The sequence below is a fragment of the Vibrio nigripulchritudo genome (genome assembly GCF_027924785.1).
Lineage (GTDB): Bacteria > Pseudomonadota > Gammaproteobacteria > Enterobacterales > Vibrionaceae > Vibrio > Vibrio nigripulchritudo.
In genome coordinates, this window is the sequence record NZ_AP027050.1 from 1,737,430 (window position 1) to 1,749,459 (window position 12,030).

Genomic DNA, 12,030 nt, shown 5'->3' on the forward strand with positions numbered 1-12,030 from the left:
GATTAAAACTCCTTCGACACGCCAACGCGTACGCGGGGATCAACCCAGTACAGCAGCAGGTCAGAAATCAGGGTACCGATAATTGTGAGGATGGACATGATGAGCAGGACGTCACCCGCAACGTACATGTCTTGAGCGCGCAATGCAGAAAGCATCAGAGGTCCCAGCGTAGGAATGTTCATCACCTGACTAACAATGATGTCTGCACCTAAAAGAGCTGGTAGCATCCAGCCAATCGTAGAAACTATAGGAAGGATCGCGATGCGAACTGGGTACTTCATGATAAGTTTGGCTTCTGTCTGCCCTTTAGCTCGCGCGGTTTTCACGTAAGGCTTTTTCAATTCATCCAGCAGGTTGGCACGCATGATTCGGATGATGCCCGCCAAACCGGCGGTTCCGACCACTAAGATGTAGATCCAGCTTCGGGATGCGGCATCCATAAACTTCGCCCATGACATTGGCTGATCAAGAAACTCTTCTGAATACAGACCGGAAACCACGGTATCAAAGCTGTAATAACCAATCAGAAGCGCGATGATGGCAATCACGAAGTTAGGCGTTGCCATACCAATAAAGCCAAAGATAGTCGCCACGTAATCGCCAAACGAATACTGGCGCAGAGCAGAATACATACCAATTGGAATAGCCACTAAGAACTGAAACAGGAACACAGCAAGTGCCAGACACACTGTTGGCCAGATTCGTGGCTCTATGGTGTCCCAGACTGGTTGGTTGTTGGTGAGGGAGATACCAAGATCACCAGTCATAAGACCAATCATCCAGTTGGCGTAACGCTCAAGGAGAGGTTTATCCAACCCATACATTTCCCTGAGCGTGTAAATCATTTCGGGGTCAACGGTTTGCCCCATGGACTGGAGCTCTGCAATTTTAGACGAGGCGAAATCGCCGGGCGGCAAGTCGATCACCGCAAACACGACAATGGAAACAGCGAATATGGTGACGAGTATCGACACCAGCCGTTTACCAGCAAACAGAAGAAAGCTGTTCATATTGTTCCTTAACTTCGAAACCTGTTGTGGCTAGGGTCTGACGACCCTGCTTATTGTTCTGTAACCCAACCATTAGGCGTTGAGCATAGAAAACGAGTCTATGTGCACGTTGAAAAGCGTCCTTTCCCCTGTGCAATTTTATTAGAACGCACTAAATAATATTTTTGAAACGCTTTTTCATATTTTTGCCAGTCACATCAGCAAAAATCTTGCGAAGCGTGATCAGCGCCAAATATTTCTATCAGTAACGAGGGATTCGAGGTGTGTTCTGTAAGAGGAAGGTCAAATATATTAGCAGTCTCGCTTTTACGACAAAATCTATCTAGCGAATGCTGTAAAACAAGTTGTGTACATTCCCGATACGGACCAATCAGGAACTACTATGAAAAAACTTACAATAATGTTCATCAGCGTCGTACTTTTGCTTGGCTGCACAAGCAATACTCAACAAAGTGACTTGTCCGAAGTTCTGTTAACTAAGCCGTATACAGAAACTAAGAGCTTTCACTCTGTTATTCCTATTCTTACCATTGGAAACAAAACACACCTTTATGCCAGCATCAATGGCAAGCGCTACAGCTTTATTCTGGATACGGGTTCACCAACCATTTTAACCAAACAGGTTGCCGACGAACTTGGTCTGGAAGTCATGGATACCAACAAGGGAAGAGATGCGAATAACAATCTCGTCTCGATGGATATTTCCATTGCAGACTCTATCGAGATTGGTGATGTGGCATTCAGAAACGTTCCGGTTTTCATCTTTGATCCGTCAGGTCTGCCTTCTGCGAAGTGTTTTTTGGATGGTGGCATCATTGGTGCAGAGATCCTCCCGCTTGCTGCCTGGCAGCTCAACTTCAAAGACAGTGAAATTGTTATCACCAGCGACGTGCGAAAACTTGATTACACAAAAGGCGCAGCGCGCGCGATTTTGAAAGAATCCGGCTATCCTCACCACCCGATTCTGGAACACAGAATTAATGACAAGTTTACCGACAACCTTATGTTCGACACAGGTAACACGGAAGTTTTGCAACTTAACCAGCTTGCTCTTAATCAGATGATTACCGATGGTGTGCTGTCCAACCCCAAAATTGAGGGACACGGCTCGTTTGGAGAATCTGCTGGCGGACAGGCAGAATCCACCGTGTATTACCAAACTCCAATTGAGAGTATGGAGGTTGGAGGCCTTGAACTGAAAGACTTCCATGCCTGGACAAGAACTACCCCTCCTTCTCTGATCGGTGCCAAGCTACTGGAGAACCACATCGTAACGCTCGATTACCCAAATAGAGATGCGTATTTCTATAAATTTCAGGAAAGGCGTAAAGAACGAACAAGTTGGGGATACAAAACAGCCATCAGTGAGCTAAATTCCCTGTATGTTAGCTTCTTGGAATCACCTTCTCTTGCTGAATCGGCAGGTCTTCAGTTAGGAGACCGGATTCTGAAAGTGAACTACCGCGATACCACCTATATTGATCCTGAAAAACATTGCGAAATCTTACGCTGGCTACCGAACGCTCGTGACGGAGAGACTCTGGAACTCAAGGTACTGCGTGGAAACACTCATGAGATCATAAAAATGGAAAGGTAGGTTTGTTTGAGGTTGTTTAGGGCCTGTTGACCTGGAGTCCTGAAAACTATCCGATGCTAAGGTGTACATACCCAAGTGATTGAAACAGCAATCACTTGGGTATTTTTTTTACTGGGTCTGGGTTTGACGAATCGCTTTCTTCCAGCCTTTATAGAGTCTGGTTTGAGTTTCTCGATCCATCTGAGGTGAAAACACTTTGTCGATCTGGCGTTTGCTGTCCAGCTCCTGTTTGTCTTTCCAGAACCCAACTGCCAGCCCCGCCAAAATCGCTGCACCCAATGCAGTAGACTCGGTCACAGAAGGACGAATAACCTTGGTATGAACAATGTCCGACTGGAACTGCATCAGAAAATCATTGGCTACAGCACCGCCATCAACACGAACCTGATTCAGTTTAATACCTGCGTCTTCTTCCATAGCTTCCAGCACGTCCCGACTTTGATAAGCGACGGATTCCAGAGTGGCACGAATAATGTGGTTACGATTGGTTCCGCGCGTTAATCCAGTCAAGGTTCCTCTGGCATGCGGGTCCCAGTAAGGTGCGCCTAAACCGACAAACGCTGGCACTAAATACACACCATTCGCGTCCTCTACTTTTTCAGCAAAATACTGGGTATCGGACGCATCTCGGATCAAACCAAGTTCATCACGCAGCCATTGAACGGTAGCTCCACCCATAAATACGCTGCCTTCCAATGCGTAGGCGATTTCATCCCCAATCTTGTACGCAATGGTAGTCAGCAACCCGTGTTTGGAATGAATGGCTTGATTCCCGGTATTCATCAGAAGGAAACACCCCGTCCCATACGTGTTCTTCACCATGCCTTTTGTGAAGCACTGCTGACCGATCATCGCAGCCTGCTGATCCCCTGCGATGCCTGAAATTGGAATCTCAGAGCCTCCACCTATGCTGGCATAGCCATAGACTTCACTGCATGATTTCACCTCTGGCAGCATGCTGCGGGGGATGTTAAACAGCTCCAACAGCTTTTCATCCCACTCCAGCGTATGGATATTAAACAGCATGGATCGAGACGCATTAGAAACATCAGTGACATGAGACTTACCATTGGTCAGCTTCCAGATAAGCCAGGTATCGACCGTTCCAAACAGCAAATCACCGTTTTCGGCTTTCTCTCTCGCGCCTTCAACATTGTCGAGAATCCATTGTATTTTGGAACCAGAGAAATACGCATCAATGACCAGCCCAGTGGTTTTCTGAATGTATTCACCCCACCCCTCGGCTTTAATGGCATCACAAGTTTCAGCAGTTCGGCGGCACTGCCAGACAATGGCGTTATACACCGGATGACCTGTGTGTTTATCCCAGACAATGGTCGTTTCACGTTGGTTCGTAATACCAATTGCCGCTACCTGTTCGTTATCGATGTCCGACTGGGCGAGCACTTCGGTGAGAGAAGAACGCTGGGTTCCCCAAATTTCCATTGGATCGTGTTCCACCCATCCGGCTTTTGGATAAATCTGACTGAACTCGCGCTGGGTGGTACTCAGGATGTTGGCATCCTGATCGAAGATAATAGCGCGAGAACTGGTTGTTCCCTGATCTAAGGCAACGATGACTTTGTTGCGAACTTCCATGAGTGCTCCGTGTTCCTTTTTCATTACCATTCTTGAAAATTGATGTTCATTCTTCCATCAAATGTTCGTTTTCGCAATAAAACACTCAAAGGTTAATCGAGTGTAAATGAATAACTGTGAACTTGGTTAAACCTGACAAAAGTGTCACCCGTACTTTATCCATATGACAATTCAAGGACAGTATTGATACTGTGACAAGCTCATAGACAATAAAATTTTGTTTATTTTTCACTCGACCCACCTATCAATATGTGTATATACTGCGCAATAACGAAAACAAACGAACATTTACGAAGGTAAAGATATGTCTACCCAAGCTGAATTCGATAAAACGGCTTCCGCTAATGAACACAATCCAAACAGAGAAGATTACGACGTTGTTGTCATCGGTGGTGGTATCAATGGCGTTGCTGTAGCAGCCGATGCGGCAGGTCGGGGATTAAAAGTGGGGCTATTCGAAATGTCCGATCTCGCTTCCGCCACTTCATCAGCAAGCAGTAAGCTTATTCATGGCGGGTTGCGCTATCTCGAACATTATGAGTTTCGTTTGGTGAGCGAAGCACTGGCAGAACGCGAAGTCTTATTGAAAAGCGCCCCCCATTTGGTTGCACCTTTACGTTTTCAGCTACCACACAGACCACACCTTCGCCCTGCATGGATGATTCGCACAGGATTGTTTCTTTATGATCACATAGGAAAGCGCGTTTCACTTCCTGCCAGCCATGGGGTTAATTTCGGAGAATCCAGCCCGTTACTCCCAGAAATGAAAGCGGGATTTGAGTATTCAGACTGCGCTGTGGATGACGCCCGCTTGGTCATTGCCAACGCTCAGTTAGCAAGCCAGTTAGGTGCAAACATTGAGACTCAGGCTCGCTGCACTGGCGCATCTCGCAGCTCTTCTGGCTGGGAAATCGATATCGAAAACACTCAAACCCATGTCGTCAAAACCGTATCTGCCAAAGCCTTGGTTAATGCCGCAGGTCCCTGGGTTGATCGATTCTTTGATCATCAACTTAGTCTGCCATCACCGCGTGGGATCCGACTGGTAAAAGGCAGCCATATTGTGGTGCCGCGCATGTACCCTGAGAATCACGCCTACATACTGCAAAACGAAGACAACCGGATTGTTTTTGTTATTCCGTATCAGGACAAATACTCGTGCATCGGCACTACGGATGTTGAGTATCAGGGTGATCCTTCTAAGGTCGAAATCAGTGATGACGAGGTGGATTACTTGTGTGACATCGTCAATCAGCACTTTGTCGAGAAAGTCTCTCCTGAAGATGTCATTAATACCTGGTCTGGTGTTCGTCCTTTGTGCGATGACGAATCTTCCGACGCACAAGCAGTAACGCGAGATTACACCATTGAACTGGACGACATGTTTGATGATGCCCCTCTGCTTTCAATTTTTGGTGGCAAATTAACAACGTACAGAAAACTGGGGCAAGCCGCAGTCAATAAACTGATTCCGTTCTTCCCTTCGATGAAAGCGCCGTGGACAAAAGAAGCAACGCTGCCCGGCGGAGACTTCATCAACAGAGAACAGTTGGAGATTGCACTCAAAAATCGCTACCCATGGTTAGACCGAACTATCATCCGTCGCTGGGTAAGGTCTTACGGTACACTAAGCCATCGCATAGTGGAAAATCGTCGTTCAGTTCAGGACATGGGCATCGATTTCGGCCATGGATTGTATCAAGCCGAAGTGGACTACATGATTCAGCACGAATGGGCGGTCACAAGTGAAGATATTTTGTGGCGACGCTCCAAGTTAGGAATTGAGTTCAGTTCGCTAGAAGTTGAAAAACTGGAGCAGTATTTAAACAGACACATCAGCGATTCAAACTTGCAGCATGCTGTCTGAGTCCACTCTATACCCAGTACCTAAACTGTCTGGGTATCAATGCTAGTGAGAAAAAGGGTCGGAACCGCTGTGCATTTCTCTTTCCGGAACCAGTTCTACGTATTCCACACAAGCCTGATTCGTCAGGCTTTTTGCCTGTTCTGAAGTGGCTTCTACGATAAGAACCTTATCGTGGATGAGTTCATCGATCACCGTAATGCTTTCAGACGCCAAGCTTTGCTGCAGTTCGGCTTTACAGCTTTCCACAAACTTCACGTAGTGCTTCATGGTCGCCTCCGTTTCATGGGCAATTGCAATAGAACCCACAATGGCTGCTGACATCAATACACCTATTACTCGCTTATTTTTCATTCAAGATCCTATTAAGAGAAAGTGCCTCCGAAGAGGCACTCTGAGGTATTACAAATCACATACGTGTGACCAGCTGTTGTCGCTGCCCGGGATAGAACGTGTCCACCAGTTTGCTTGATAAACTGCACCGTTGTGAACCAGTTTGTCACCAACACCTGCGTGGTTTGGGTTACCTGCCCAGTCAGCCTGAGGCCAGTTAGGGTAAACATTCAGACCAGTCGCATCACAAACAGCAGGGTCTGGAATTGGCTCACCACCGTTACAGCCAAGATCTAAGTATTCTTTAGCTGCTACTGCATTCACTAAACCATGACCAGTGCGGTTGTCGCGACCCGCTACATCCAGGTCAGTTGCCGTTGCGCTTAGTGCCTTACGAACCTGAGCGGCAGTACATTGAGGGTTGTAGCTCCATACTAGAGCTGCAACGCCCGCAGCGTGTGGAGCTGCCATAGATGTACCGTTGTAGTAGGCATAATCTTCACCTGTTGTCACGCTCACCGTGATTGGCTGGCCAGCCGCCGCTGCAAACTCCTGACCCAGTGTACGGTCAACCGTTACAGAAAGCAGTGGTGCTTCATTTTTCGCATCTACAACAAATGGATTTTGCAGACCAGTCAGTTCTGAGTTGCTGTATACGATAGCTGCAGATGCACCCGCGTCGTAACATGCTTTTACAGCATCGATTTCTGGACGAAGACCAGGACGCTGATTTTCAATACGCTCAACTACACAGACTTTATTTTTCATGTCACCACAGACATATTTGCCTGTTGTCGTATCACAGACTGCGGCAGGAGCAGTTTGAGTGCCTGATATTTTAGCTGGCTCGAATTTGTCCAATGCGTTTTTGATGTAACGGTTGTGAGGAACAATACCGCGGTTAAAGTAACTTTGTGCGTTGTACTCGATATCAGCAAGTACACCTTCGCCCATTGTAACGGTTGAAAGTACCGCCACACCCGGTGCTGCAATCTCTACCTGGTTGGTTGCCTGAGAGAAGGCCGCATGATCCAGCGCTGTATCAACAGCTGCAACCGATACCACTGAATCGTAAGATGCAGGGTACTTGTGCTTAGTATTTCCGTCGTTACCAGCAGAAGCTATAAATAAGACACCATGATCACTATGGCGCTTAAACGCGGCTTTTTCCGTTACACTGAGCTTGTTTCCACCCAGACTCATGTTAACAACATTCGCACCATTACTGACACAAGTGTCCACTGCTTTAACCAAACCAGAAGAGTATGTCCAACCACTCTCACTAAACACTTTGATAATATGCAGATTCACGTTTTGGTTAGGCATTACACCTACAACACCGGTGTTGTTCGCTACTGCTGCAATTGTACCTGCTACGTGAGTACCGTGAGCGTTTCCTGCTCCCGGAACGCTCCAGTCGCCAGTGCCTTTGTCGTTGGTACCTGTTACCTGGTTTGTCGCCAGATCAGTGTGCGCAAGATCGTAGCCTGAGTCGATAATACATACCGTTCGGTTACCCGCGTTAACGTCGGACAATAACGTTGCACCTACAGAGTCTTGACCCCATGGTGTGAGCTCACTAAGCAAGAATCGTGGTTGGTCAATTTCAACGTATTCTACGTCCAGATTGTGTTGCAGAGCGCTTAGCGCAGCCTGGTCAACTTCGACACTGTAAACTGAGCTATCACCTAATTTTTCTATTTGCTGTGCGTTAATGCGATCCAACACAGACTCTTGTACAATTCTTTCCCCAGCGAACTGGCTCAAGCCCATTCTGGCAGGGCTTTCAGACATATTGCTTTTAAATTTCACTAGGTATTTAACAGGCAGCTCAGCTTCTGAAACCTGAGTGAAATTATCGGCTACAGCATAGCCAGATGTGAACATCGCCAAAGCCAATACGGTAGGCTTAAATAGCCCGACGTTCTTTCTGTTTAACTTAATCATTTACTCATTCCTTGTATTACGCATTTATGCAATTTGCTTTTTGGTGACCCGAATAGGTAACCATTCGAAAGCTGCCCTGCTATAAAACAATGCCTATAAATCGAGCAAATAATTTATAAATTAAAATTTATTGCAATGCATTGCACTCTCATTTGCAACACTTTTAGTTAACATTAAAAAATTAAACAGAATACCTTATAAATCAATATGTTAATAAGGAAATAATGACTATGTATGCATATAATAGTCATAAAATTCGTAATAAGAGGAGAAAATTAAGCCACAGTAAGAATCAGGATATAGATAAAAAACTCAATAAAAACAATCACAAAGATCACAACGTACTTACTATTTCAGACCACTTTCTCTCAGTCTTTTATAAAGTGTATTTCGACTGATATTAAGCTCTTTGGCGGTTTTCGAAATATTGCGGTTCATTCGCTCATACGCCTCCAACCAGTCTTCTTTCTCTTCTACCGTGGTTTGGGATTGAAAACTCGTATTTACTGGCGCGACGAATGGACGAATATTGGAATCATGATTTGTTGAGCTCTGTACATCGGCTAAGAAATCATCCGGCAAGTCATCCACCTGAATCGCTTCCGGCTCTGCCATCGCGAGTGCAATCTGAATCACGCTAACCATCTGGCGGATATTGCCTGGCCAAGGGTGCGACTTGAACAGAGACAAAACCTCCATAGAAATTTGCCCTGGCTGATCGCCACTAGAAAACTTACTCAATAAGTACTGGACCAAAGCGTCTTTATCAGTACGCTCGCGAAGCGGTGGTAGGGTAATGTTCAGACCCGATACGCGGTAGTACAGATCTTGTCGAAACTTACCCGCTTCGACATCTTGCTTTAAATGTCGGTTGGTGGCAGACACCAATTTGAAATCCACAGGGTACGAGGTCGTTGAACCAAGCGGGGTGACCTTTCTTTCCTGAAGCACGCGCAATAAACGCGCCTGCACATTCAGTGGCATGTCACCCAATTCATCGAGAAACAACGTTCCTTTGTCGGCTTTGCGAATAAGACCGATATACCCTTTGGTGTGCGCGCCCGTGAACGCGCCTTTTTCGTATCCGAACAATTCAGATTCCACCAGTTCAGAAGGAATCGCAGCACAATTCACAGCAATAAGGGGGGCTTGTGAGCGTTCACTCGACAGGTGAAGCGCGTTTACGAACACTTCTTTCCCGACTCCAGTTTCGCCATTGATCAAAATGGGAATATCCGTGTTCAGTATCTTGCTAGCTTGAGTGATGGCTTTCGACAGCCTTGGATCGCCCATGTTCAGGCGTTCAAGATCCAGTACATCATCTTTCGAAACCGCTTTGGCCGCAGGTTTCGGAGCATTACGAAAGTCCAGTGAGCGCCCTTGCGGGATCTTCGGTGGCATCACAATGCCATGGAAATTGAAGTTATGTTTGGATCTCAGAACCAGAGGGGTATAAGAAGGGTGTGCCAGTAATTGATCCATGCGTACGTCAAACAGCTGATCCAGATTTTGAAGAGCCAAGTCACAACCCAGCACCACTTCTGCCCGCCGGTTGGCAGAGACAATGGTGCCTTGTTCATTGAACACCAATAGACAGGACCATTGACTATCGATGTTCTCTTCACTGGTATTAAACCAGAACAAGTAGTGATCCGAATTAAAGCGGGAAACAATCAGCTGGTTTTCAATGGCCTGAGACATCAGCTTCACCATGCCAAGCGTATGGGCTGTAGGCATGTAGGTGTCACTCGATATCGCCAACACCCCTGTCATTCGGCGGTCAGCGTCAAACAAAGGGGCAGCCGAGCCTGTCATAAATCGGTTGGAAGCGAGAAAGTGTTCATCATGGAAAATCTGAACAATGTTGCCTGTTTCTAAAGCCGTGCCAATGGCATTGGTTCCTATCAATCCTTCCTGCCAATGCACACCGTGGCGAAAAACATGAGGCTGATTTTCCTGAAAGAACCGTTGCTCTCCCCAGCTGTTCAGCACCTGCCCGTTGGTGTCTGCCAGCATCACTAAGCAATTACTGTTAGAGAGAAGGTTGTCGTAAAACGGCAGCACTTTTTGCTGCGTCGTTTGCAGCAAACCATGGTGCTGATCGAGTGACGAGGTGAAGTCGGCGTCACTTGCCATTTCTATGACTGGCGTACTGGAATGCGCCAGCCCAGCATCACGGCAGCGTCGCCACGAGCTTTCTATGATCGACTGGTGGGAACGATCATTATTCTTATATTCGTCCATGAAAACCACATATTACAGCTAAGCAATGCTCGAAAGGATGAGCGAAAAATGTTCGAAAACGAAAATACTGTTCAATCAGTGCTCAGCTCAAATTAGCACAAACTGAACACTTTGAACACATTTTGTTAACAAATGTGATCTCACACTGTTAAGGATAAAAAGCTCAATATCTCATAAAGTTAAAGTGATATTTATATTAATTCATTGTTTATAAAGGCATTAGATTGTTTAAAACGCCGTTTATTTTCGTTTAACAACAAACTGGCACAGTTCTGGCAATAACGAACATTATCGAAAATTAGCATACCCAAAAATTTAAAGATAATTTCGAAGTTAAGGAGAACTTAGTGTCATTAACACTTGAGCAGGTAAGCAAATTGGTGGACAACGAAGTCCACATCAATGAAGCCAGCCTGACGTTCGAACCGGGCTCGTTTAACGTGCTATTAGGGAGAACGCTGGCGGGGAAGACTTCATTAATGCGGCTCATAGCCGGTTTAGATAAGCCCACTTCAGGACGAATTCTGGTCAATGGCGTAGACGTAACAGGTATGCCTGTGCGTGAACGCAATATCTCAATGGTGTACCAGCAGTTCATCAATTACCCCAACCTTTCGGTTTTCGAAAACATCGCCTCTCCGTTGCGCTTGGCAGGCATGGCAGACAAAGAGATTCAGGAGAGAGTACACGCCACAGCAGAAATGCTGCGAATTACAGAATACCTTAACCGTTTACCATTGGAACTTTCTGGTGGTCAGCAGCAGCGTACTGCAATGGCAAGAGCTTTGGTCAAAGACGCCGAGATCATTCTCTTCGACGAGCCGCTGGTTAACCTGGATTACAAATTACGTGAAGAACTTCGTCAGGAAATGCGCGAGCTGTTTCAGACTCGTCATACCATCGCCATTTACGCCACAACTGAGCCTAACGAAGCATTAGCCCTTGGCGGAACCACCACTATTCTGCACGAAGGCAGTGTTATTCAGTCGGGCATCACACCCGAGGTGTACCACAAACCCAATACCGTTACGTCAGCGACCCTGTTCAGCGAACCTCCAATCAACCTGATGCGCGGAAAAGTGACAGACAGCGAAGTGTGTTTCGATGAAAAAGCTCACTTCCCTTTGAATCAATCTTTGAAGCATTTAGGACAAGGGGAATACATTTTCGGCGTGCGTCCAAGCCATTTGAGTTTGCTGCCGAAAAACGACGATGACATTGAATTGTCGGTTCAGGTTGAAGTGGCTGAAATCAGCGGTTCTGAAACCTTCCTCCACGTGTGCAACAACCACTTTGAAATGGTGCTGCACTTACCGGGGGTTCACAGCTACGACGTTGATGAATCGATCAAGATTTACATCCCTATTCATAAGTTTTACGTGTTCGGCATGGATGAACAGTTGATCCATGCCCCTAGTCATCATCTGTTGGGATAA

At 46.4% G+C, this 12,030-nt stretch carries 8 protein-coding genes; 3 read left to right on the forward strand and 5 right to left on the reverse strand.

Annotated elements, in window-relative coordinates; genetic code table 11:
• Window positions 1-2: 2 nt before the first annotated feature.
• A complete protein-coding gene (locus QMG91_RS26130; RefSeq protein WP_004408021.1) occupies window positions 3-1,010 on the reverse strand; it encodes an ABC transporter permease in 1,008 nt (335 codons plus the stop codon).
• Between the two features lie 382 nt (window positions 1,011-1,392).
• Between QMG91_RS26130 and QMG91_RS26135 the strand changes: the two genes are divergently transcribed.
• Entirely contained in the window at window positions 1,393-2,607 is a 1,215-nt protein-coding gene (locus QMG91_RS26135) for an aspartyl protease family protein (RefSeq protein ID WP_281830947.1), read from the forward strand.
• A gap of 108 nt (window positions 2,608-2,715) precedes the next feature.
• Here QMG91_RS26135 and glpK read toward each other — a convergent pair whose 3' ends face one another.
• Window positions 2,716-4,206 (reverse strand): glycerol kinase GlpK, encoded by a 1,491-nt coding sequence (glpK, locus tag QMG91_RS26140; protein ID WP_022592683.1) that lies wholly within the window; start codon window positions 4,204-4,206, stop codon window positions 2,716-2,718.
• A 304-nt stretch (window positions 4,207-4,510) separates the two neighbouring features.
• Between glpK and glpD the strand changes: the two genes are divergently transcribed.
• The gene (glpD, locus tag QMG91_RS26145) at window positions 4,511-6,073 is read left to right on the forward strand and encodes a glycerol-3-phosphate dehydrogenase (protein ID WP_281830948.1); all 1,563 of its coding nucleotides are present in this window, start codon (window positions 4,511-4,513) and stop codon (window positions 6,071-6,073) included.
• Between the two features lie 42 nt (window positions 6,074-6,115).
• On the opposite strand, the gene QMG91_RS26150 is transcribed toward glpD, so the two are convergent.
• From QMG91_RS26150 to QMG91_RS26160, 3 genes are all read right to left on the reverse strand, one after another.
• A complete protein-coding gene (locus QMG91_RS26150) occupies window positions 6,116-6,424 on the reverse strand; it encodes a hypothetical protein (RefSeq protein WP_022592685.1) in 309 nt (102 codons plus the stop codon).
• Window positions 6,425-6,472: 48 nt separating this feature from the next.
• Complete coding sequence (locus QMG91_RS26155; RefSeq protein ID WP_409351273.1) at window positions 6,473-8,350, reverse strand: S8 family serine peptidase; 1,878 nt, start codon at window positions 8,348-8,350, stop codon at window positions 6,473-6,475.
• A 348-nt stretch (window positions 8,351-8,698) separates the two neighbouring features.
• Window positions 8,699-10,594 carry a sigma-54-dependent Fis family transcriptional regulator gene (locus QMG91_RS26160; RefSeq protein WP_200767856.1) on the reverse strand — a complete coding sequence of 632 codons (1,896 nt, stop codon included), beginning with the start codon at window positions 10,592-10,594 and terminating at the stop codon, window positions 8,699-8,701.
• Window positions 10,595-10,941: 347 nt separating this feature from the next.
• On the opposite strand from QMG91_RS26160, the gene QMG91_RS26165 reads away from it, so the two are divergent.
• A complete protein-coding gene (locus QMG91_RS26165) occupies window positions 10,942-12,030 on the forward strand; it encodes an ABC transporter ATP-binding protein (protein ID WP_022561865.1) in 1,089 nt (362 codons plus the stop codon).